21 protein-coding genes are annotated in these 22,326 nt (G+C 37.7%); 8 read left to right on the forward strand and 13 right to left on the reverse strand.

The window, feature by feature from the left end; all coding sequences use genetic code 11:
* Positions 1-91: 91 nt before the first annotated feature.
* The 7 genes from BLR60_RS11310 to BLR60_RS11340 all read right to left on the reverse strand — a co-directional run bounded on the left by BLR60_RS11310 (position 92) and on the right by BLR60_RS11340 (position 6,316).
* Positions 92-2,500, reverse strand: coding sequence for an MSEP-CTERM sorting domain-containing protein (locus tag BLR60_RS11310; protein WP_090499800.1), 2,409 nt, complete (start codon positions 2,498-2,500; stop codon positions 92-94).
* Positions 2,461-2,931: a hypothetical protein gene (locus BLR60_RS11315; protein ID WP_090499802.1), complete on the reverse strand. Its 471-nt coding sequence runs from the start codon at positions 2,929-2,931 to the stop codon at positions 2,461-2,463. The genes BLR60_RS11310 and BLR60_RS11315 overlap by 40 nt, the downstream gene beginning before the upstream one ends.
* Entirely contained in the window at positions 2,915-3,448 is a 534-nt protein-coding gene (gene xrtK / locus BLR60_RS11320; protein WP_090499804.1) for an exosortase K, read from the reverse strand. Before xrtK ends, BLR60_RS11315 begins: the two co-directional genes overlap by 17 nt.
* A 3-nt stretch (positions 3,449-3,451) precedes the next feature.
* A complete protein-coding gene (locus tag BLR60_RS11325) occupies positions 3,452-5,011 on the reverse strand; it encodes a DUF4153 domain-containing protein (protein ID WP_090499806.1) in 1,560 nt (519 codons plus the stop codon).
* Between the two features lie 11 nt (positions 5,012-5,022).
* Positions 5,023-5,304 (reverse strand): hypothetical protein, encoded by a 282-nt coding sequence (locus BLR60_RS11330; protein WP_090499807.1) that lies wholly within the window; start codon positions 5,302-5,304, stop codon positions 5,023-5,025.
* A 77-nt stretch (positions 5,305-5,381) separates the two neighbouring features.
* Positions 5,382-5,678: a winged helix-turn-helix domain-containing protein gene (locus tag BLR60_RS11335; RefSeq protein ID WP_090499809.1), complete on the reverse strand. Its 297-nt coding sequence runs from the start codon at positions 5,676-5,678 to the stop codon at positions 5,382-5,384.
* Positions 5,679-5,680: 2 nt separating this feature from the next.
* Positions 5,681-6,316, reverse strand: coding sequence for a hypothetical protein (locus BLR60_RS11340; RefSeq protein WP_090499811.1), 636 nt, complete (start codon positions 6,314-6,316; stop codon positions 5,681-5,683).
* A 290-nt stretch (positions 6,317-6,606) separates the two neighbouring features.
* Between BLR60_RS11340 and BLR60_RS11345 the strand changes: the two genes are divergently transcribed.
* From BLR60_RS11345 to BLR60_RS11375, 7 genes are all read left to right on the forward strand, one after another.
* Positions 6,607-7,257: an ABC transporter ATP-binding protein gene (locus BLR60_RS11345; RefSeq protein ID WP_090499812.1), complete on the forward strand. Its 651-nt coding sequence runs from the start codon at positions 6,607-6,609 to the stop codon at positions 7,255-7,257.
* A 90-nt stretch (positions 7,258-7,347) separates the two neighbouring features.
* A complete protein-coding gene (locus BLR60_RS11350) occupies positions 7,348-7,827 on the forward strand; it encodes an ATP-grasp domain-containing protein (protein ID WP_090499813.1) in 480 nt (159 codons plus the stop codon).
* A gap of 1 nt (position 7,828) precedes the next feature.
* Positions 7,829-8,437: an HAD family hydrolase gene (locus tag BLR60_RS11355; protein WP_090499815.1), complete on the forward strand. Its 609-nt coding sequence runs from the start codon at positions 7,829-7,831 to the stop codon at positions 8,435-8,437.
* A gap of 1 nt (position 8,438) precedes the next feature.
* Positions 8,439-9,941: a S41 family peptidase gene (locus tag BLR60_RS11360; protein ID WP_090499816.1), complete on the forward strand. Its 1,503-nt coding sequence runs from the start codon at positions 8,439-8,441 to the stop codon at positions 9,939-9,941.
* Positions 9,942-10,086: 145 nt separating this feature from the next.
* A complete protein-coding gene (locus BLR60_RS11365) occupies positions 10,087-10,353 on the forward strand; it encodes a hypothetical protein (protein ID WP_090499818.1) in 267 nt (88 codons plus the stop codon).
* Between the two features lie 51 nt (positions 10,354-10,404).
* Positions 10,405-11,499 (forward strand): DNA-processing protein DprA, encoded by a 1,095-nt coding sequence (dprA, locus tag BLR60_RS11370; protein WP_090499820.1) that lies wholly within the window; start codon positions 10,405-10,407, stop codon positions 11,497-11,499.
* A gap of 251 nt (positions 11,500-11,750) precedes the next feature.
* Positions 11,751-13,112, forward strand: coding sequence for a pyridoxal-phosphate dependent enzyme (locus BLR60_RS11375; RefSeq protein WP_090499822.1), 1,362 nt, complete (start codon positions 11,751-11,753; stop codon positions 13,110-13,112).
* Between the two features lie 489 nt (positions 13,113-13,601).
* On the opposite strand, the gene murA is transcribed toward BLR60_RS11375, so the two are convergent.
* The 6 genes from murA to BLR60_RS11415 form a co-directional block, all read right to left on the reverse strand.
* Positions 13,602-14,927 carry a UDP-N-acetylglucosamine 1-carboxyvinyltransferase gene (murA, locus tag BLR60_RS11380; protein ID WP_090499824.1) on the reverse strand — a complete coding sequence of 442 codons (1,326 nt, stop codon included), beginning with the start codon at positions 14,925-14,927 and terminating at the stop codon, positions 13,602-13,604.
* A gap of 100 nt (positions 14,928-15,027) precedes the next feature.
* Entirely contained in the window at positions 15,028-15,717 is a 690-nt protein-coding gene (locus tag BLR60_RS11385) for a DUF4290 domain-containing protein (RefSeq protein ID WP_090499826.1), read from the reverse strand.
* Positions 15,718-17,551: 1,834 nt separating this feature from the next.
* A complete protein-coding gene (locus tag BLR60_RS11400; protein WP_090499833.1) occupies positions 17,552-18,049 on the reverse strand; it encodes a SixA phosphatase family protein in 498 nt (165 codons plus the stop codon).
* The gene (locus BLR60_RS11405; RefSeq protein WP_090499836.1) at positions 18,042-19,073 is read right to left on the reverse strand and encodes a glycosyltransferase family 9 protein; all 1,032 of its coding nucleotides are present in this window, start codon (positions 19,071-19,073) and stop codon (positions 18,042-18,044) included. The genes BLR60_RS11400 and BLR60_RS11405 overlap by 8 nt, the downstream gene beginning before the upstream one ends.
* Positions 19,074-19,107: 34 nt before the next feature.
* Complete coding sequence (locus BLR60_RS11410) at positions 19,108-19,710, reverse strand: DUF4254 domain-containing protein (protein WP_090499838.1); 603 nt, start codon at positions 19,708-19,710, stop codon at positions 19,108-19,110.
* Between the two features lie 194 nt (positions 19,711-19,904).
* Entirely contained in the window at positions 19,905-21,581 is a 1,677-nt protein-coding gene (locus BLR60_RS11415) for a DNA polymerase/3'-5' exonuclease PolX (protein WP_090499840.1), read from the reverse strand.
* A gap of 273 nt (positions 21,582-21,854) precedes the next feature.
* On the opposite strand from BLR60_RS11415, the gene BLR60_RS11420 reads away from it, so the two are divergent.
* Positions 21,855-22,295, forward strand: a complete 441-nt coding sequence (locus BLR60_RS11420) for a hypothetical protein (RefSeq protein ID WP_090499842.1) — start codon at positions 21,855-21,857, stop codon at positions 22,293-22,295.
* The last annotated feature ends 31 nt before the right edge of the window (positions 22,296-22,326 follow it).

Below are 22,326 nucleotides of genomic sequence, written 5' to 3' on the forward strand. Positions count from 1 at the left end.
AAGTTTTAATACCGATTAATTAGTTTTTTGTTTCCCCCGATGTCATTTGCATCAGGGGAAAATTCCAACTGAAGTTGGTAGAGTGGAGCGCTTAATTATGAGGGTGATCTGATTTTGTTGATTTTTGAAGAAAACTCAGTTTATTTCTGAAACGGTAAAAGGAAAGCATTATTAATAAGGTAATGAGAATATATAAATTTGGTTCGTCCATCCTTTGCGTTTCTTCATCGGGATCTAAGTTTTTATTGCCGGATAAAATTTGATCTTGTTTTTTCTTTAATATCTGTTTCTGAGCTTCATTTTCTACAACTATGTAGGATGTTGATTGGGATAAAATGCCAGTTAACATGCTCTTTTTGATAAGATTAAGTTGTGACTGGTTATATCGATCTCCATTTGCCAGACTTTTGAGCCACATTCCATGCAGATTTAGGCCCGATAACCAATTCCTTTTATCAGCAACACCTAGGTTACTGGCTTTCATCGTGCGATCGATGATGATGGAAGGCTGGCCATTATTTGCCAGATAGGCTTTAGGTTTTATTGGATTGGGCCAGCAATAAACCCCTTGGTTTTTTATGGTTTGTACGATATCCAACCGCTGTTGGGGGGCATTCACTAGCGAATGGCTATACAGTTTGCCCAACCGATCGAGCTCATAAAAATCATCACTTTCTGGATAAGTTATTTTAAAATTGGCAAAATCATTCTGTAATATGCTATTCGCTAAAGTGTCGCTCACCACTACCATAATCGGGTAAGCATTACTATTGGTGGTATAATTCTTTATTAATATTTTTTTGATAGCCCCTTCCAGATAAAAACCGCCATCGAAGCTGTGTTGATAGAGTTTAGTTTTCCAATCAGTTGTATAGGCAATTTCCTCATTAAAAGTACTTACAAAATTTAATCTGATGTTATGCGGATTGATTTGATTTTTGCTTACAAAATTATTGATGCGACTAACATATTCGGCTTTTTCTGTTGAGTTACCTTTGGAAACATCAATAATAAAATGATATTCTGGTTTTCTTTTAATCAGTTTTAGCTTTGCTTTCTCGGCCACCGGTAGGTAAATTGTTTCATTAATGGATTCGATTTTATCGTTGTGGTTTATGCTGTCGCCAAGCAAAATGGTTTTGCCATCTATTTTAAGATTTACAGGAGCTTTATGGATAAATGTTATCCCACTTTTCCGGGTTTCTTTAGCCGAAAAAGGAAATATCTTAAATGCAATTTTGTTTCCGGTTAAGTAATATAAAATGCCAGGATCGCGGTTTTCGTTTATGATCTGAGAAAAAACCCAAAGGGCTGCTTTTTTCTCCGCCAATATTCCATACTCTTTTCTATTGCCAATATTTAAATAGAAGTTGCTGATCCAGCAGCCCTCGGGTAAAGTAAATGCTGTTTCGTAGCTTTCTAAATCTGTATGTTCGGGGTTTGTGAGTTCAAGATCGATGGTACTGATCCATGCCTTTTGAGCCTGATCAAATTTACTGATACTACCAATTTTTGATATTTTTACTTTACCGGTGGTTTGAATAATAGGAACAGGTTCTTTCTCATCGTTACTTTCACCAAAAAAAATGCTCCTTAAAGTATTAATCTTGCTTCCGGATAAAACCAGGTTATCAAGTACCAGCCAATTATAATACGGTGTTAAGAATGGCGATTTCTCTTTCTCGAAAAAGTTATTTCTACCCTTATTTTGTTGTACTACTGCTAATGTTTTAGCTAATGACTTCCTGTCGATATTATAATCTTTCCCATAATCAGGGCTGTACACATATGCCAATGCCTCATGCAATATGTATTTATCGCGTAGGTAGGACACCGTAATCAAAGCAGGTATAAGCATTAGGGCTAAGCCAGCAAAGATACTTAGTCTGAAAGTGGAATAGGCTGTGCGGAGCGCTGTAAAATCTTTGTGTAGCCCGTTAATCTGTAAAATGAATAGGAATAAAGGTGATAGCATCAGAAACCCTGCGCCAATAGCAATAACCGCCACCACAGACAAAGGTAGATAGGGTAGGAATACCAGAAAAAAGTAAAGGGTATAAGGAAAACAGATCACGAGGCCCAAAAAACGGAGCAGGCGTAAACGTGGATTTTTAAAATTGGGCAGACATACCAATATGCCATTTATTAAAGCAATGATATAAAACCAAATACTGCTAAAATTTCCAAATATCGATGAACTAAAACCACTTGTAAGCCGAAGTCCCCCGTTATTCATTAATAATCCGATAATGGGCAAAATAATGGCAATTAATATTTTGAGGTAAATGCTGTATTTAGAGAATTTCTGAGTGTTTAATTGGGTAACAATATAAAAACCACGACAAATAAAGAAGAGAAATAGTATAGCGGCAATAATTAATAATATCACTAATGCGTTCGTATCAAAACTACTTTCGGTTTTTTTCCATAAGGGAAGAACAATCTGTAAAAATGCGTACCCTAGTATCGGTATCGAAATTCCATATAAAAACTTAGCCATGCCGAAGATAATCTGCTTTTCTGGCTTGAAAACACAACCAGGATGAAAAGTGCATGAATTAATGTGGGCATTAAAAAGCTACCTGGATATAAAATTACATCCACATTAATCATCCATTGCGGAATTGAGAACGGAATTAATATATCGGCATATTGCGCATAAGCGTATAGAAAAATGGTATAGACCAATAAACTAAAAAAAGCATAAAATATAGATATGTTGTACTTTTTGTATATACCAAGTAGGATGTAAGCCAACTGTGCAGAGGTCAACAGTGTAAGTATTAATGAAAAATTTAACCATATTTCTGCGGTTTCTGTTTTTAGCAAACTTTTAATAATACTGAATTGGCCGTAGAAAAGCAGCAGCAGTATTATTGATGGAATAATGCTAATTACGATAAGCCATCTCGGATTAAGCAGGGTTTTCATATTGAACAGCGTATGTTTTTAGTAAATGATCGATTAGTTTGTAGGATAATATCAAAAAGAATAGGTAGATAAATGTGCCTTCTGCCTGATGAACAAGCGCTTGATGCTGTTTTGGAATATTAATGCTATTAGCTATAAAAATGGAAGAGCTTATCCGCGAGGTGTTAACGAATATGGTTAATATCCAGCTGAATAGCAGGGAACTGGTTAATGCGATCCATTTTAATTTTAAACATTTCAAATAGCTGATAGATAGGCAATAAGTAATTAAAAAACTTAGCGAAAAGAAATTAAAGCCTGAACACGATTTCTCTATTGTAATGTTAAGATCCTGATGATAATAACCTAAATGCTCAATCAACCTGCCATTAGAGTTATTTAATTTTGAAACAAGGTAATCAGTTGGACTAAGTAAAAATGATAACCTTTCAGCATCCATTGTAGTATAGGCTAACTTAAAACACGCAAATAATAAGATGCCAAATAAATAATACATCGCGCTACGATTCTTTTCCATTTTTTATTTATTAACCCCAAAATATTTTGCCGTGTTCCAGTCCTGTAAATTCCACGATAACCAGCTTTCCTGTTCATAACGTTCTTTAAAATAACCTATCCGTTGATCCAGTTTCCGCATTAAATCTTCTTCTGGCCGGTATACCTTGGCAATTTCCGAATCGTTATTGGTTGAAGGATGTATTTTTGACCTGTTTTTATCTAAAATAGGTAATGTCTTTTCTGATAGAGAAGTGAGGTAGTAAGGATCGATAGAAACAGCATCGACGTGATTGAGGTTATATTTCACAATCAAAACATCCCAATTGATAAGGGTAAACGTAAGCAGGAGGGCAAACCAGATATTGCCGTTCACTTTAAAAAGATAAAATATGGTTTTCTGTTTGGCCACTTTAACATAAACCGTTGCCAAACCAATAATGCAAAGGGTGGCAAATACCAACACGCCGATTCTTTTATGGGTTAAACCATGAAATTCGATGTAATAGCCATCGCGGATCAATACTGATATAATCAGGATGAAATTTTGAATCATCCAGGCATAAGCCAACGCCCTTAACGTTTTGCTTTTGTGGTAAAAGTTTAAGTTCCCCCTAAAATAATAGAGGATGACGGCCATGGCCATTATAATACTAAAAATCAATGAATTTGTACCCTGGTGCAGTTCTCCTGAAAAATTGCCCGAAGGTTCGTAGCCAAACCAAAGCGTAGTAATATCAATGGCATTTAACATGAGTAATAACAGGTTAAGTGCAGCGAAAGAAATAATGCCCACAATGTATTCTGTTTTTAAGGCCATTTTCCGTGTTAACAGGTTACCGGTAAATGTTTCTGCGATATTATACCATATCGTTTTCTGTCCTATACTTCTTCTGATCCTTACCAATTGTTCTTTACCTTTCAGCTCTGCTTTTTCAAGGCTTTTATCAAAAAATGCCAGTAATAAACCGCCTGTTAAAACCAATCCAAAGCAAAAATGCATGATGCGCTCAAAACTCAAGTCTTTAAAAAAGAAGTGCAGTACATTATCTAAAAAGTTGCCAATGTTGGTCAAGATGGTTTCTGCATAATGCGCAAAAACACTACTTGCGGCTGCATACAGGCATGAAAACAAAGTAACAATGATAATGGGTATGAAGAGATATTTAATCAGCCTAAAAAACGGTTTAAGGCTGACGTTACCAATACTGATTTGGCTCAGTTGTTTAATGGCATTAAAGGGCACGGTGACCATCTGTAGAATGGCTGCTAAAAATGCGGTAAAAATGGTCCTGATTTGTTGCTGATGACCAAAACCAATAAATAGCAGTAAGCTGATGTAATAAGTTGCCAAAGATAAATCGGAATTATTAATCACCACCAGTACTGCTGCGAGCAGATGAGCCAAACCGTAAATTTTCAGCTTGGTACTCTTAACCACATCAGGGTTAATAAAAGTAATTGCCAACAGATATATACTGTAAATAAGCAGATTGATTGCTAATCTTTCTTTCCAAAAGAGAAAAGTAAACAGCAGGCCGCCCAGTAGGACAGATAGTAGCAAAAGGTTCGATTTATTTTTCATTTGATTTAAATTTAAGCGTGGAAATAACTTAATATAAGCATGTAGCTAATGGCTAAAGGGATGTTTAAGAGCATCCAGATAATCGTGACCACGGCGTTTCTCCAATGTTTTTGGTAACTAATCAGTTCTATTATGATTAATGCGATTACCGTGATATTTATAAGTGCTGCACTTAGCGTAAAAACAGCTCCGGTGATTAATAGGAAAAAAGATCCTGATATCAGGTAGGTTATAAATATCAATGTGCCAATAAGCGCAGAATAGTAAGCGAGTGTTTTGCCTACGTAATTCATCTGAGGTTCTGGTATATTTCCGTTTTCATGTTTTTAAAAGTGCTTTGAATTTCAAAGTAATAGTCTAAAAAAAATGCTTAGAGCTTCCTGATCATTTTTTCGAGTGCATCTAAATGTGCCTTAAAGGCTTGTTTGCCCAACGCCGTAATGGAATAGGTGGTGCTGGTTTTGCGGCCGATAAAGCCTTTGTGTACTTTAATAAATTCAGCCTGCTCCAAAGTATTCAGGTGTGAGGCCAGGTTGCCATCAGTTAATTCGAGCATTTGTTTGAGATCGTTAAAACCAATTTCGTTGTTTACCACCAGGACAGACATAACGCCTAACCTGATCCGGCTATCGAATATTTTGTTTAAATCTGCTATCGGGTTTTTCATCCTTACTGGCCTCTCTCATATTTAAAATACATCAAAAGACCATAAACAATGTGTAGCAAGCCAAAGCCCAAAGCCCAGAAAATTAATCCATAACCCACGTAAAACATACAGATTAGGCCTAATATTACTTCGCAAAAGCCTAAATAACGGATATCACTATAGGTAAATTTGCTGGCGTTAATTAGTGCTAAACCATAAAAAATCAGGCAGCTGGGCGCAATAATACTATAGGTATTTGGATGATTAATCAATAAAGCGATAATAAATAATCCTCCGGCAAACAAAGGAATAAATAAGTTAATTAGAAGTGATTTGGAAGTTTTATCCCAGATGGGAAGATTGTTTTTCTGACTCTTTCTGTAAGTAAATAAAACACCGCCAGCCAAAGCAATCACCAAAACAATGATGCCCAGTTTGATCAGGTTAAATTCAAGGTCCATTTCTCCATCTACACCATAACCATAACCCCTTTTATTGATGAATTTGTCAATTTCATCGTTTGCAAAATAAGCACCTATTAAGGCAATCGCACCCGCAAAAATACCCGATAAACCACTCAAAGAAATAAATCTCGATGACCTATCCATCATATTTCTGATATCTTTTAAGGTATTTAATTGTTCTTCTGGAGTGTTCATTTTAAAAGTGCTTTGTTTTTCAAAGTTAAATATAAAATTGATTCCTCCAAATCTTTTTTGTTTTTTCCTCCGGGGGGATTGCACAGATTTAAATTTTTAACTTTTGGGATTGGTTTCTGATTTCTGCTATGCCTTCAGCTTTTTGCCTTGGTCGTAATCATCCCACTTTAGTTTTTTCTTTTGTGCTTTGGCCTTTCTGCTTTGGTCTTTCCGCTTTAGTCTTTCCTCTTTCCGCTTTAGTCATTAGTCTTTCTGCTTTGGTCTTTCCGCTTTTTTATTAAATTTGAACCATGCTAAAAGCCACTGGAATAAGAAAATCGTACGGAAATCTGCAAATTTTAAAAGGTGTAAATTTTGAAGTGCAAAAAGGGGAGATTGTAAGTATTATTGGGCCATCTGGTGCAGGTAAAAGTACTTTGTTACATATCTTAGGCACATTGGATAAGCCTGATCAGGGATCTGTAGAGTTAAAAAGTACCGTGATAAACAAGTTAAATGGCGATTTGCTGAGTACTTTCAGGAATCAGAATATAGGTTTTGTGTTTCAATTCCATCATTTATTGCCCGAATTTAGTGCCATCGAAAATATTTGTATCCCTGCATTTATAGCGAAAACCAGTAAAAAACAGGCTGAAACAAGAGCGCTTGAACTATTAGATCTCTTCGGACTTAAAGATAGGGCGCAGCATAAACCCAATCAGTTGTCTGGCGGTGAACAACAACGCGTATCCATTGCAAGGGCATTAATCAATAACCCTTCTATTATCTTGGCTGATGAACCTTCGGGAAATTTAGATTCTGAAAATGCGGCCGGATTACACCAACTGTTTGTGAGTTTGCGCGATAATTTTCACCAAACGTTTGTAATTGTTACGCACAACGAACACCTTGCCAAAACCAGCGACAGGGTGGTGAGCATGAAAGATGGTTTGATTGTATAAAATTATAACCATTCCTTCATTCAGTCATTCAATAATCCAGACATTCAATAACTCCATCATTCACTAATTCATTCATTCAATTATTAAGTTTTGAAAATACTCATTACAGGCGGCAATAATGCGAAAGCTTTAAAGCTGATGAAAGCGTTTCCTACTCATTTTGTGCTGTTGGCCGATTATGGTGATGTACCGGGGATAGTTACTGAAAATTATGCCTTTTCATCGCTCGGGCCGCTCAGTAAAGATAGCATAGCCCATATTTTATTAAATTTTAGCATTACAGAGGGCATCGATTGCATTGTCCCGCTTCACCAATATGAAGTAGAGCCAATCGCTAAATCGGCTGTGCTTTTTGGCGAATATGGCATCCAGGTTTTATTGCCAGATGCCAGTTTAATAGCCGGATATCTGCCCACCGAACAAAATACTTATCAAAATTTTGCTGTTTTTGTGGCAGGCGAATGTGTATTTGCCAGCGGAAAGGAAATTTTTGTCAGAACTGATGAAAAATTAAACGGTGTGTTCGGGTATAACATTGCCGATGATGACCTCAAACTTTTTACGATTTAATATGGATGCAAGTGAATACATTAAAGATAAACAGCTGGTAATTTTTGAGCTGGATGATGTTTTATTTCCAGAGAAAGATTATCTGCTGCAGGTTTATTATCTGTTTGCCCAGTTTATAGAGTATACCGAGCAAAAAAACGCACAGCCCATTCTGGAGTTTATGCGTAACGAATACGAAAATAATGGCGCAAAGAAGCTGTTTGAAAAAACAGCGAACCAGTTCGGTATCGATACTAAGTATGAATATAATTTCAACCTCCTGCATCAAAATGCCCGTTTGCCCTTAAAGCTTTTGCTTTATAAAAATATGCTCGAATTTATGCAGACACTGGTGGTAGACCGTAAAAAAATTGTAATTGTAACCGCTGGTAATCCCGAGCAACAACTTAACAAAATTAAGCAAACCGAGTGGAACGGACTGGAGCAATATCTTACCGTTTACTTTGTTGAAGAACTGGGGCAGCCAAAAGCAGAAATTTTTCATAACATATTAAACCACAAAAATTTATTGGCTAATCAGGCGTTAGTGGTTGGTGCAAATAAATTTGATGAGCAACAATCCAAATCAATTAATTTGCAGTATATTGGATCATTAGAAATTTACAAATAATATGCTTAAAAAATTTATTTCGCAAAACACATTTCTATATGCTTTGATTATTGTGCTTGGGTTTACAGCATCATGTAAAAAATCAAGTAATAATCCAGATAGCAATACTGATGGTGAATCGAATCTTTTACAAACACCAACCAACGACCGCGCATTACTCTCGAAAGACTCTATCTTTCTTTACGCTAAACAAACCTATTTCTGGAATGCTGGTATGCCTAATTACGATACCTTTAATCCAAGGAAATACAGTTCAGAGAATGCGATTATTGCAGCACTTAAAGCTTTGCCTGGTACTGGAGGAAAAGATAAATATTCGTTTATAGACGACGGATCGGTAGCCAGTCAGCTAAGTGGGGCAGGCGAAGATTATGGTTTTTCGGCTAACTTCGATGCAAACGACCTCTTGCGGGTTAAATATGTCTACCCTGGATCTCCTGCCGACTTAAAAGGTCTAAAGCGTGGTTACCAGCTTATTAAAGTTAATGGTGGTGGTACATCAAGGTCTAGTACCGATATTGCCAATCTAAATGCTTCAATATTTGGCGATAACCCTTCAATTTCATTAACCTTTATAAAACCAGGTGGTGGCACACAGGATATTATAATTAACCGCGCCAGCTATAACATTAACCCTGTTTTATTTACCAATACTTATACCATTGGCGCAAAAAAAGTAGGTTACATTGTATTTAACAGTTTTACCACCAATGCTACTGCTGCTTTGGACGCCGCTTTTTCGAAATTTACCGCGGATGGTGTTACCGAGTTGGTGGTAGATTTAAGGTATAATGGTGGTGGTTCTGTAGCTACATCCGAATTGTTTATCAACTTAATTGCTCCACCTGCGCAAAATGGTAAAATTATGTATACTACTTATTGGACAAAAACCATGCAGGATGGCAATGCAACCATTTTGCAGAACCAAAAATTTTACGCCCAAGGAAATGATGGTGTAACCAGGCTTTATTCTTATTTCGATTATTCTTATAAGCCTACCATAGCAGCGGGCAATCAGGAAAATTTTGTTAAACGCGGCGCTTTAAACGGGTTAACACGCGTTTATTTCCTGGTTACGGGTGGTACAGCTTCTGCCAGCGAATTATTAATTAATAATTTGAAACCGGTAGTAGATGTAAAATTAATTGGTAAAACAACTTATGGTAAACCCGTCGGCTTCTTTTCTATTAGAATTGATAAAAATGATTTATATATTCCGCAGTTTCAAACCAAAAATCAGTTAGATCAGGGTGATTATTTTGCGGGGATGACTGTTGATAAGGATGTAGCAGATGATTTGACCAAAGATTTCGGCGACCCGTCAGAAAAAATGCTCGCTCAGGCTTTGTATTATTCTGCAAACAACAACTTCTCTGCATTGGCAAAAGATAATGTGATTAGCAGTACTTCAGGTATAGGCAGACAACAAATAGATGCAGCTAACAAAAAGCTTGGTCATGAATTTAAAGGAATGGTCGAAACCAGAAAGCTAAAATTTAAATAATTTCTAATATTTGTACCAAAAGAGCCAGTTTTGTATTTCAAAACTGGCCTTTTTTATATATTTATTGCAATATTTGAGTAAATAAGTGTTGCTTTTTTTTAAAAAATTTGATAAGCTTGTTTAACATTAATCGTTAAAGAGACCCATGCCAATAGAAATCGTAGAAAAGGAACATATCAGTTATTTAAATATCATCGATGCCAGGGAAGATCATTCACACGAATTGCAAACCAAACTTGATGAAGCGCAGAGATTAGGTAATGAATTTAAATCAAAAGCCGTTATTACTTTTAATACCACCATCGGCCCAAAACGTGTTGATACCACTGTTTGGGCAGTAACAGAGAAATATATACAGCTAAAAAACAATATACATATTCCATTAAAAAGTTTAATAGATATCGATTTTTAAGCTTGCTTTAAGGAAATAAATCATCCCGAATTTATTTAACCTTATTACATGATGAGCACGCTACACAAAATTGCCTTAACTTTTATCAAGTCTATTGGTCCGGTAACGGCCAAAAACCTTCTTGCCTATTGCGGAAGTGCCGAAAATATATTTTCGGCAAGTAGAAAGCAGCTCTTGCAGATTCCGGGCATTGGAGAAAAAACAATCGAAGCCATTCGTGGTACCAATGCGTTGACAAGGGCCAGGCAGGAATTGGATTTTATTGAAAAACATGGGATAGAAGTATTGTTTTTTTCAGATGAGAAATATCCTAAAAGACTAAAGAATTGTATCGATTCACCTATACTGCTTTATGCAAAAGGGACAGTTGATTTTAACCAGCAGCGTATCATTAGTGTTGTTGGAACGCGTAACGCTACAAGTTATGGAAAAAACCTTTGTAAAGAATTGTGCGAAGTTTTAGCACCCTACAACGTTTTGATTGTTAGTGGCCTGGCTTATGGTATTGATGTAACCACCCATAAAGAATGCCTGGCCAATCATATCCCTACAGTTGGGGTACTCGGACATGGTTTAGACCGGATGTATCCAAAAATTCATAAAACGGTTGCGCAGAAAATGGTTTTGAATGGTGGCCTGCTCACGGAATTCCCAATTCTAACCAATCCCGACCGGCCTAATTTTCCGCAAAGAAACCGGATTATTGCAGGTATTGCAGATGCTACTGTGGTAGTTGAAGCATCCATAAAAGGAGGTGCCTTAATTACGGCAGAAATCGCAAATTCCTATAATAAAGATGTATATGCTTTTCCAGGCAGAACGAATGATGTTTTTTCTGAAGGCTGTAACTTCCTGATTAAGACTAATAGGGCCGGATTAATTAACAATGCCAACGATTTGATTTATTACCTGGGCTGGGATGCTGAAATAAAGGTTAAACAAAATATGCCGCAAACCACTTTGCAATTAAATCTTACCCCTAACGAGCAACGTGTTATTGATGCTTTAAAAAATGGTCAGCTTTCTATAGATGAACTATCGCTTCAATTGAATATTCAACAAAGTAAATTGGCCATTGTAATCCTGACATTAGAAATGCAGGGCATCATTGTTTCTTTGCCTGGGAAGATTTATAAATTGGCTTAAAATGATAACGTGTAGATGGAGGAATTTCTGATCGAAATTTGGTGACTAAATTTAAATTTTCCCATCTCGGTATACTTCATCTGTATGAAGGACCAACAATTTAAATTACATTTTGCCCAATAATCAATCTATAATGCCTATCATAATAATAGATTATGTAATTAAATTCTTTTAAATTTTAATTTTCAAAATTATGTTTCAAATAAAATATAGTTCGTAAAATACTTAATGCCTTTTCTTAATTTTGTAGTATGTGGTACAATAATATTTTAGAAACCATCGGCAATACGCCTTTGGTTAAATTAAATACGATAACAAAAGGAGTTCCGGGAACAATTCTGGCAAAAATAGAGACAACTAATCCAGGCAATTCAATTAAAGACCGTATGGCGGTTAAAATGATTGAAGATGCTGAGAAAAGTGGTAAACTAAAACCAGGTGGAACAATTATAGAAGGTACATCAGGCAATACCGGAATGGGCCTTGCTATGGCCGCTATTATTAAAGGTTACAAATGTATTTTTACCACAACAGATAAACAATCTAAGGAGAAGGTGGATGCTTTACGTGCCTTTGGTGCCGAGGTAATTGTTTGTCCTACAAATGTTGAGCCTGAAGATCCCCGTTCCTATTATTCGGTTTCTTCGCGTTTAGAACGTGAAGTTCCAAATTCCTGGAAACCTAATCAATACGATAATTTAGCCAACTCACAGGCGCATTATGAGCAAACCGGTCCGGAGATATGGGCGCAAACAGAAGGTAAAATTACACATTTAGTGGTTGGGGTAGGTACTGGAGGAACCATTTCCGGAACAGGGAAATATCTGAAAGAAAAAAATCCGGACATTCAAATCTGGGGAATTGATACTTATGGTTCAGTTTTTAAAAAATATAAGGAAACGGGTATTTTTGATAAAGATGAAATTTATCCCTACATCACCGAAGGTATTGGCGAAGATTTCCTTCCGGCAAATGTAAATTTTGATGTAATCGATTTATTCGAAAAAGTGACCGATAAAGATGCCGCGTTAATGACCCGCGATATTGCACGTAAAGAAGGGATTTTTGTTGGTAACTCTGCTGGTGCTGCCATTGGTGGTCTAATTCAGTTAAAAGATAAACTAAAACCGGAAGATGTGGTTGTGGTTATTTTTCACGACCATGGCAGCCGTTACATGGGCAAAATGTACAATGAAGACTGGTTACGTGAACGAGGATTTTTGCAGGACGAAAAACTAACAGCAAAATCAATTTTGTCTAAAAAAGAAAGCACAGAGATCGTAACCCTTGATACTCAAAAATCTGTACTTGAAGCCATCAATACCATTAAATCGATGAATATCTCCCAAATTCCGGTAACACAGCAGGGGATGATTGTGGGTAAAATTGCTGAAAGTGATATTTTAAGTGCCTTATTGGAAAATCCAGGCTTAAAATCGGCACCTATTTCAGAAATCATGACGGCCACCTTCCCGTTTGTTGACCTGAATACTTCTATTGATAAAATTTCTTCATTGATCAATAAAGAAAATTCAGCCGTTTTAGTAGAAGATGAATCGGGTAAGATCGAAATTATTACGCAGTATGATATTATTAATGCGATATCAGGGTAATAATATGAGGTGAATGATGGTTAATCGTTCGTTAGTCGGATTTGTAATCCCGACCGCTTAATCATTGCTCAAAAGAGGGGTTGCAAATCCCGATTAGCAAGAAATGTAAAATGAAGATTGTTTAATTCTACGATCGTCCTCCTGAACTTGTTTCAGAATCTTAAAATTGAAATTATTGGTCGGGATTTGGTAATCCAGACCACTTATGTCATTACTGGAAAAACGGGATTACAAATACCATTAGCGAGAATGATGGAGTAATCTCATGTTCGTCATCCTGGATTATTTCAGGGTCTTAATGTTCAGAATAATAGATGCTGACCACGTAGTAGCTACAAGGCAACTGAAAACACTATTTTTACTTGTAAAATAAATTCAGCATGACGATTCTCCTCATAAGGTAACCATAAAAAACGTCCGGATAATTATTACCCGGACGTTTTAGTTTATACTATTTTCGCTTTAAGCTTTAGCCTTTCTGCTTTAAGCTTAATGGCTCGGTGCATCAGCATTCACACGCTTAATTTGCGCACCTAAAGCACGTAAACGAGTGTCGATATCCTGATACCCACGTTCAATTTGTTCGATGTTGTAAATGGTCGATTTACCTTCTGCAGATAAAGCTGCAATTAATAACGAAACCCCGGCCCTGATGTCAGGAGAAGTCATGCTAATTCCGCGAAGTTTATATTTTTTATCAATACCATTAACGGTCGCACGGTGCGGATCACAAAGAATAATCTGTGCGCCCATATCAATCAGTTTATCCACGAAGAATAAACGGCTTTCGAACATTTTCTGGTGAATGAGCACGTTTCCTTTTGCTTGTGTAGCCACAACCAATACAATACTCAATAAATCAGGGGTAAAGCCTGGCCATGGAGAATCGGCAATGGTTAATATAGAGCCATCAATAAAAGTATCAATTTCATAATGTTTTTGCGATGGTATGTAAATATCATCACCACGGCGCTCTAATTTAATACCCAGTTTTTTGAAAACCTCTGGTATTACCCCAAGTTCATCGTAACAAACATCTTTTATGGTAATTTCCGATTCTGTCATCGCAGCCATACCAATAAAAGAACCAATTTCGATCATATCCGGCAGCATTCTATGTTCGGTTCCACCCAATACTTTAACACCTTCAATGGTAAGCAGGTTAGAACCAATGCCCGAAATTTTTGCGCCCATGCGGTTTAGCATTTTGCAAAGTTGTTGTAAATAAGGTTCGCAGGCGGCATTGTAAATGGTAGTGGTACCTTTAGCCAAAACAGCGGCCATCACAATGTTTGCCGTTCCGGTTACCGATGCTTCATCTAACAGAATGTAAGCACCTTGTAAATTGGTGGCATCAACATTAAAGAAAGCTTTTTTGCTATCGTAAACAAATTTTGCACCCAGTTTTTCGAAACCGATAAAGTGGGTATCCAATCTTCTGCGGCCAATTTTATCACCACCTGGTTTCGGGATTGCCGCTTTACCAAAACGCGCCAATAAAGGTCCTACAATCATAATCGAACCACGTAAACCACCACCTTTAGCTTTAAAAGTATCAGATTCAAAGAAATTTAAATCGATATTTTTGGCTTCAAAGCTATAAGTATCTTTATTGATGCGTTCAACAATAACGCCTAAATCACCAAGTAATTCAATCAGTTTGTTTACGTCTTTAATATCAGGAATATTACTGATGGTTACTTTTTCTTCGGTAAGCAATACTGCAGATAAAATCTGTAAAGCTTCGTTTTTGGCACCTTGGGGAGTGATTTCGCCTTTTAATTTAATTCCGCCTGTTATCTCAAATGCGTTCATATATCTTGTCGTAATTAGTATCAAGTATTAAGTATCAAGTATTAAGATTGGTAGACATGTAACCTTCCTCCTTTTTTACCTTCTGCCTTTTACCTTTCCTTTAATATTTAGGTTTATTGTTGTTGCGTGGACGATTATTATTGTTGTTGTTATTTTGACGGTTTTTTCCGTTATTGTTATTATTATTGTTGTTTCTTCCGCGGTTATTGTTGTTATTGCTTTGACGAGGATTTTGTGCTCTAAATTCTACCTTGGCTAAGTTAACACCTTCATCAAGAGATAATAATCCGCCAGAAAGGTGTTTCAGATCTTTAATAATGGTATCATCGCTCACATTATCCTTATTCCAGGTAACATAGGCCATTTTCATAAAATTTGCGATGCTCTGAACCATTGCCTTTTTAATTTCGGCATTTTCTTCGCGCATGGCTTTTTCAATCAGATTCTCCACTGTTTTACCGTAGTGTTTGTAGGTAATTCTTTGTTGAGGATAGGCCAGGGGCGCTGGTTTGATGTAAGCATTTTCGATTAATGGCTTTGGATATGGACTATCCACATCAATCTGGTAGCCAGAAATAATGTGCAGGTGATCCCAGAGTTTATGTTTAAAATCGGCAACATCACGCAAATGTGGTTGCAAAAATCCCATCAGGTCTATTACCGCCTGGGCATATTTATTACGTTCTTCAATGGTGGGTAATTCGCAGATATACTTCACCATGTTTTGTACGTTGCGGCCATATTCAGATAAAATTAAATGGCTACGCGTAGTATTATAATCAAAATTCATGTACAGATAAATTAATGGATAAATTTTCTGGCGATACGAATTATGAAATAACCAGAGGAGTTTAGGTTATGAATTCACCGAAATGTCTATTGCCAGATTTTCGTGTTATATCCTCAAAGATAATAAAATTATTTGATTCGTGATAGCCCTAATTGATTTCGAATATTTAAAATGATGAGATGCTTTTTGTAAACGTTCGTTCAGTAGTTCTTGGCTTGTTCAGCCCCGTTATCCGCTCTAGTCCCGATTAAAACCGGGAGCTGGCGCTACTACCGGGTTTATTAAATTGTGGGTAGTGCTTGTCGCCTGAGAAACCTGGTCAGCAGTTCTATCGTCCTCGTTTGTAACGAGGATGCAGGGAATGGCAATTTTATTGCCTTAATGCCACCAATCGCATTGCAAATGCGGATCTCGCTAATCCTGGTTTTAAACGAGGACTATTTTGTGTGTTTTGCTCGTCTGAGAAACCTGGTCAGCGGTTCTATCGTTCTCGTTTGTAACGAGGATGCAAGGGAATGGCAATTTTTATTGCCTTGTAGTACTAATCGCATTGCAAATGCAGATCTCGCTAATCCTCGTTTTAAACGAGGACTATTTTGTGTGTTTTACTCGTCTGAGAAACCTGGTCAGCCGTTCTATCGTTCTCGTTTGTAACGAGGATGCAAGGGAATGGCAATTTTATTGCCTTAATGCCAGCAATCGCATTGCAAACGCGGATCTCGCTAACCCTCTATGTAAACGAGGACTATTTGTGAAAGGCGATTTTATTCTACTCTTATCGTCCTCGTTTTTAACGAGGATGCAAGAGAATGACAATTCTATTGCCTTGTAGTACTGATCGCATTGCAAATGCAGATCTCGCTAATCCTCGTTTTAAACGACGACTATTTTGTGTGTTTTGCTCGTCTGAGAAACCTGGTCAGCAGTTCTATCGTCCTCGTTTGTAACGAGGATGCAGGGGAACGGCAATTTTATTGCCTTAATGCCACCAATCGCATTGCAAATGCGGATCTCGCTAATCCTCGTTTTAAACGAGGACTATTTTGTGTGTTTTGCTCGTCTGAGAAACCTGGTCAGCGGTTCTATCGTTCTCGTTTGTAACGAGGATGCAAGGGAATGGCAATTTTTATTGCCTTGTAGTACTAATCGCATTGCAAATGCAGATCTCGCTAATCCTCGTTTTAAACGAGGACTATTTTGTGTGTTTTACTCGTCTGAGAAACCTGGTCAGCGGTTCTATCGTTCTCGTTTGTAACGAGGATGCAAGGGAATGGCAATTTTATTGCCTTAATGCCAGCAATCGCATTGCAAACGCGGATCTCGCTAACCCTCTATGTAAACGAGGACTATTTGTGAAAGGCGATTTTATTCTACTCTTATCGTCCTCGTTTTTAACGAGGATGCAAGAGAATGACAATTCTATTGCCTTGTAGTACTAATCGCATTGCAAATGCAGATCTCGCTAATCCTCGTTTTAAACGACGACTATTTTGTGTGTTTTGCTCGTCTGAGAAACCTGGTCAGCAGTTCTATCGTCCTCGTTTGTAACGAGGATGCAGGGGAACGGCAATTTTATTGCCTTAATGCCACCAATCGCATTGCAAATGCAAATCTCGTTAATCCTCATTGTAAACGAGGACTATTTTGTGGAGTGCCTGTCGCGAAAACCTTTCTAGCGCCAATGAGCTAAAGTCATTTTAAGTATTTAATGCATTTGCCTAAAACCAATGAGTTAATGCAAACTCCAGATAATTTCCGTGTAAATCCGTGTTTTCGTGGCAATTAATTAACTGGCTACTTATCTTAATAATCTTACTCCTTAATGGTAAAAGCCTTAAACTTCATCACTATTCTTAGGGTAATCAAAAAGCACCAGTTCTCCTGTTCCTTTACTTACCATTTGCCATGAATCAAAAGGAAAAGAAATTAATACCATACCTGCAGTTGGAATGTTATATATGTCCGCATCGCATAACTCATTAGCAAAATCTGTAAAGCCAGGATTATGACCAAACAGGACGACATGATCTGCACCATTATTCAGGTTATTAACGACTTGAAGTAAAGCGGTGGTATTCGCCTCGTAAATAGATTCTTCGAACTGGATGTGGTCTATATTGTAGGCTTCCGCAAAATATTTGGCTGTAGATTTGGCCCTTTTTGCAGGACTGCTCACCATCAAATCGACTTTAAAACCGCGTTTAATCAATCTTTCGGCCATTTCTGGTGCATTTTCTTTGCCACGTTTGTTCAGCGGGCGATCGAAATCACTTAAATTTATATTTCCCCAATCCGATTTGCCATGGCGGACGAGAAGTAGTTTTTTAGCCATTTAGTTTCTCTTCAATTTTGTTAACGATGGTTTCGGGCTCAATTAAATCTATACAGTTTTCAACACCGCAAAGGCAGGGTTTGTTTCCATAAATAGAATTTGGCCTCGCTGGATGATCAATCTGAATGCAATCGCTTTCCTGTTGTCCATATCCTAAAAAACCAGCGTAAGGATGTGTTGGCCCCCAGATAGATACAACAGGTATACCAACAAGTGATGCCATATGCATGCCGGATGAGTCCATACTTAACATTAAATCCAGGTTTGAAATAATGGCAAGCTCTTCCGTTAAATTAAAGCTTCCGATTAAATCATAAGTGTTTGGGTATTTTTGAGCCCAGTTTTCGGCAACCTGCTGTTCCTTGTCGCCACCACCAAATATAAAAAACACATAGCCCAATCGGCTTAATGAGGCTATCACCGTTTCCATTTTTTCCAGCGCATATACTTTATAAATATGCTGTGCAAAAGGAGAGATGCCGATTTTTTTTGTGGTTCGATCACTAAACAATGTTTTGGCTTTGTAGGGTAAAGCCCGGGCTGATTTACTGATTTGGTGACTGAGTTTAATGCTGAAACCTAATCCGCGGAAAACATCAGCATAACGCTCAACGGTTTTTCTAAGCGGTTTAAATACCTTTTTATTGGCACGGGTTAAGGCCTTTTTCTCGGCTCTTCCCTTATCTATGCGTTTAATTTTGGTTCCGGTTAAACGAAAAAAAGTAGAAATTGCCCTGCTTCTTAAATTATCATGTAAATCAGCTATTGCATCTGGTTGGTAGCTGCGAAGTTCCTGATAAAGTTGATATAATCCATTTATGCCCTTATGAAGGGTTTTTGGCTGGATAGGATGGAAGATCAGATTGGGGATATGGTCAAAAAATGGCTTAAAAGCTGGCCGGCTGACCATAATGAGCTCAGCCGCTGGGTTTTGCTCCGAAAATTCTTTTAAAACAGACGCAACCATGGCCACGTCGCCCATTGCCGAAAAACGTAAAACGATAATTTTTTGGGTTGTTGACATGAATTTCGCTTTCAGCTTTGGTCTTTCTGCTTTCCTATGCTTTATTATACAATACCGGGTTCAAACTCGGATCATTGTACATTTTCATTTGCTTGTATACTTTCATGTATTTTTTGCCCGCCTCAATATCTGCCAGTAACTCATTAATGCTGGTTGAAAGATCTTCGCGTTGCGATAAGAGTACATTGAGCTTGGTCTGGCATTGTGCACGATGCTCGGCTGATGCGCTTTCTCGTTCAGCTTCTTCCTGCATATGGTAAATTTTTAATGCCAAGATAGAAAGCCTGTCTATTGCCCATGCCGGACTTTCTGTGTTGATTTTTGCTTCTGGCAGCGCCGTAATTCCTTGATAAAGATTTAAAAAATAACCATCTATAAACTCCACCATATCAGTACGCACCTGGTTTTGGGCATCAATGCGTCTCTTCCAGCTCAAACCTTCAACAGGATCAATCTGAGGATTGCGCACCACATCTTCCATGTGCCATTGAGCGGTATCAATCCAGTTTTTTATATAAAAAAGATGCTCTAAACTTTCGGCATCGTAGGGGTTTTCAACCGGATGGTCAATATCATCAAACTTGTGGTAGTCTGTAATAACCTGATTAAATATGCGGTTGGCAATTTCACTGATCATGGGGCAAAGATATTAAAAGATTTCTTATGGTTTGAATACACAGATTTGGGGAACATACAGATTTTTCCTGACGGGATAATTACACAGATTAGGAGATTCCACCGATGTTTTTGAAGATATTTTAAACAAGCTTGCTTGAGTTCTTGTCCACCCTAAACCCTAAACCCTAAACCCTAAACCCTAAACCCTAAACCCTAAACGCTCTTACTATCAAAGTATGCCGTTATCTCTTCCAAAGAAAAAGCATTTAAACATTTTTTAGCGCTTAAACCGCCTTTGCGGGCCACTAAAATACCGTAATGCATGTCATGGAAACCTTCAGTACGGTGGGCATCGGGGTTTACAGACAATAATACACCTTTTTCAAGCGCATAGCGGTGCCAGCGCCAGTCTAAATCTAAACGTAAAGGGTTGGCATTGATTTCAATTACCACGCTATTGGCCGCACAGGCATCGATAATTTTTTTATAATCGATAGGGTAGCCGGCCCTGCTCAATAATAAACGGCCGGTTGGGTGGCCTAAAATAGTGGTATAAGGGTTTTCAATTGCTTTTAATAAACGGGCGGTTGCCTTGCTTTCGTCCATGCGGAGGTTACTGTGTACAGAAGCAACCACAAAATCGAATGTTTTAAGGATATCGTCTGGATAATCTAGCGATCCATCGCTTAAAATATCACTTTCAATTCCCTTGAATATTTTAAATGGAGCCAGTTTCTTGTTTAATTCATCAATTTCCTGGTGTTGCGCAAAAACGCGTTGTTCGTTTAACCCTTTGGCGTAAACTGCGGTTTTAGAGTGATCGCAGATTCCCAAATACTGGAGATTTAGATTTTCTTTACAGTAAACGGCCATTTGTTCCAGCGTGTGCACACCATCGCTCCAGGTGGAGTGGTTGTGTAAGCTACCCTTCAAATCTTCGTACTGTATTAAGGTGGGGAGTTTATTGGCTTTAGCTAGTTCAATTTCATCGAAATCTTCACGAAGCTCGGGCTCGATAAAAGCTAATCCGGCCTTGCTGTAAATTTCTTCTTCATTTGCAAAAGGTCCGCCGCCTGCTAAAGCCAACACTTTTTCAACATGTTCCTTATTTCCGGTTAAAGTAAACCATGCTAAATAAAAGGCTTGTTTTTCTACTATATAGATTTTAATCCTAAGTCCGGCTTCGGTTGTACAAATGTAAGATTGCTCCGCTTCAATAAGCGAAAGTGGTTCGAAAGTAGGTAAATTTTGTTTAATGGTGTCAATATTTTCTGTGCCGATTACAATTTCCAGTTCATCAATAATCTCACATGTGCGTCGGTACTGACCAGCGAAACCTAAAATTGCAGCTTGATCAATTTTTCCGACCCAATCAGCAAGTTGTATAAATAATGTTTTGGCAAACCCCTCTACCTGTGCATATAAAAACCTTCCGTTAGCTGCCAGTTTAAACTCAATGGCATTCTTAATCTCTTCCTGCGTTTTTAAACCAAAACCTTTGGCCTCAATTAAGCGGTTTTCGTTGCAGGCGTAATATAATTCACCTATACTTTCTATTCCTAAGGTACGCCAGATGATCAATATTTTTTTTGGTCCGATGCCCTTTATACCCAGCATTTCTATCACACCTTCAGGGGTTCTTTCGAGTATTTCGTTAAGCTCCTGTAATTCTCCTGTTTGGAGGAGTTCTATGATTTTGGATGCCAGTCCTTTACCTATGCCATCAATTTTATCCATTTCATCCAGCGGTTTGTCTTTTAAAGCAAAAGGCAGTTTATCCACTTTAAAATAGGCATTTGCAACCGATTTAATTTTGAAGGGGTTTTCTTCGTGCAGTTCCATAAGCTGCGATAAGAGGCGTAAGGTACGGGCGATGGTCTTATTTTCCATAAGGGGTAAAATTAGGAAATAATGCCTCAAATCTTAGCTGGCAAAGAAATTAAAACACAATTTTAATAATTGTTGTTTTACACTCATGAAAAATGTAAAATTAGCCCTTTTGGGATTAAGTATAGGTTTGGCAGCATGCCAATCTGCCAATAAAATGATGAGCATAAAACGGATTCAGTAAGTAACTTAAAATCGGCGAAAACGCAAGATGTAGATGCGCGGTTCCTGATCGTGGCCGGTAAATCTATTGGGGAAATTTCTTTAGGAGAAAATATGGAACAGGTAGCTGAAAAACTTGGCCGACCTGATGCCGGCGATGCTGCAATGGGAAAAGCCTGGGGGATCTGGTACGGTAGCGACTCCACAGCAAAGCGGAGGGACGAAATTGCCATTTATTCCTCTTATCGCGATACCAGTATGCGGGTTAAAGACGTGAAGCAGATCAGGATCACTTCAAATGCATTCAAAACTCAGGATGGTTTGGCTACAGGTGCTAATTTGGAAGATACTAAACTAAAATTCCCTGATATCAAAAAACTTTCTTCTTATCTAAATGAAAAGAAAGATACCGTAGTTGTGTATGATGCAAAAAAAGAGGGAATTGGTTTCGAATTTTTAAAAGGAAAAAGCATTTCCCTAACTGTACATCCGGTAAATACTGCCGTTAACGATACTTACTTAACCCTGCATCCCGAGTGGAAACTGATTAATTAGAGATAAAGTAAAATGTAAAATGGAATAGGAG

The organism is Pedobacter terrae (genome assembly GCF_900100705.1).
GTDB classification, from domain to species: domain Bacteria; phylum Bacteroidota; class Bacteroidia; order Sphingobacteriales; family Sphingobacteriaceae; genus Pedobacter; species Pedobacter terrae.

Excerpts from the sequence above, each read along its gene's own strand:
- BLR60_RS11360 (WP_090499816.1), top strand. The coding sequence starts at position 8,439 with ATGCTTAAAAAATTTATTTCGCAAAACACATTTCTATATGCTTTGATT.
- BLR60_RS11340 (WP_090499811.1), bottom strand. The coding sequence starts at position 6,316 with ATGAACACTCCAGAAGAACAATTAAATACCTTAAAAGATATCAGAAAT.
- xrtK (WP_090499804.1), bottom strand. The coding sequence starts at position 3,448 with ATGGAAAAGAATCGTAGCGCGATGTATTATTTATTTGGCATCTTATTA.
- murA (WP_090499824.1), bottom strand. The coding sequence starts at position 14,927 with ATGAACGCATTTGAGATAACAGGCGGAATTAAATTAAAAGGCGAAATC.
- BLR60_RS11400 (WP_090499833.1), bottom strand. The coding sequence starts at position 18,049 with ATGGCTAAAAAACTACTTCTCGTCCGCCATGGCAAATCGGATTGGGGA.
- BLR60_RS11405 (WP_090499836.1), bottom strand. The coding sequence starts at position 19,073 with ATGTCAACAACCCAAAAAATTATCGTTTTACGTTTTTCGGCAATGGGC.
- BLR60_RS11310 (WP_090499800.1), bottom strand. The coding sequence starts at position 2,500 with ATGGCTAAGTTTTTATATGGAATTTCGATACCGATACTAGGGTACGCA.
- BLR60_RS11410 (WP_090499838.1), bottom strand. The coding sequence starts at position 19,710 with ATGATCAGTGAAATTGCCAACCGCATATTTAATCAGGTTATTACAGAC.
- BLR60_RS11375 (WP_090499822.1), top strand. The coding sequence starts at position 11,751 with ATGTGGTACAATAATATTTTAGAAACCATCGGCAATACGCCTTTGGTT.
- BLR60_RS11325 (WP_090499806.1), bottom strand. The coding sequence starts at position 5,011 with ATGAAAAATAAATCGAACCTTTTGCTACTATCTGTCCTACTGGGCGGC.
- BLR60_RS11415 (WP_090499840.1), bottom strand. The coding sequence starts at position 21,581 with ATGGAAAATAAGACCATCGCCCGTACCTTACGCCTCTTATCGCAGCTT.
- BLR60_RS11330 (WP_090499807.1), bottom strand. The coding sequence starts at position 5,304 with ATGAATTACGTAGGCAAAACACTCGCTTACTATTCTGCGCTTATTGGC.
- BLR60_RS11355 (WP_090499815.1), top strand. The coding sequence starts at position 7,829 with ATGGATGCAAGTGAATACATTAAAGATAAACAGCTGGTAATTTTTGAG.
- BLR60_RS11385 (WP_090499826.1), bottom strand. The coding sequence starts at position 15,717 with ATGAATTTTGATTATAATACTACGCGTAGCCATTTAATTTTATCTGAA.
- dprA (WP_090499820.1), top strand. The coding sequence starts at position 10,405 with ATGAGCACGCTACACAAAATTGCCTTAACTTTTATCAAGTCTATTGGT.
- BLR60_RS11365 (WP_090499818.1), top strand. The coding sequence starts at position 10,087 with ATGCCAATAGAAATCGTAGAAAAGGAACATATCAGTTATTTAAATATC.
- BLR60_RS11420 (WP_090499842.1), top strand. The coding sequence starts at position 21,855 with ATGGAACAGGTAGCTGAAAAACTTGGCCGACCTGATGCCGGCGATGCT.
- BLR60_RS11345 (WP_090499812.1), top strand. The coding sequence starts at position 6,607 with ATGCTAAAAGCCACTGGAATAAGAAAATCGTACGGAAATCTGCAAATT.
- BLR60_RS11335 (WP_090499809.1), bottom strand. The coding sequence starts at position 5,678 with ATGAAAAACCCGATAGCAGATTTAAACAAAATATTCGATAGCCGGATC.
- BLR60_RS11315 (WP_090499802.1), bottom strand. The coding sequence starts at position 2,931 with ATGAAAACCCTGCTTAATCCGAGATGGCTTATCGTAATTAGCATTATT.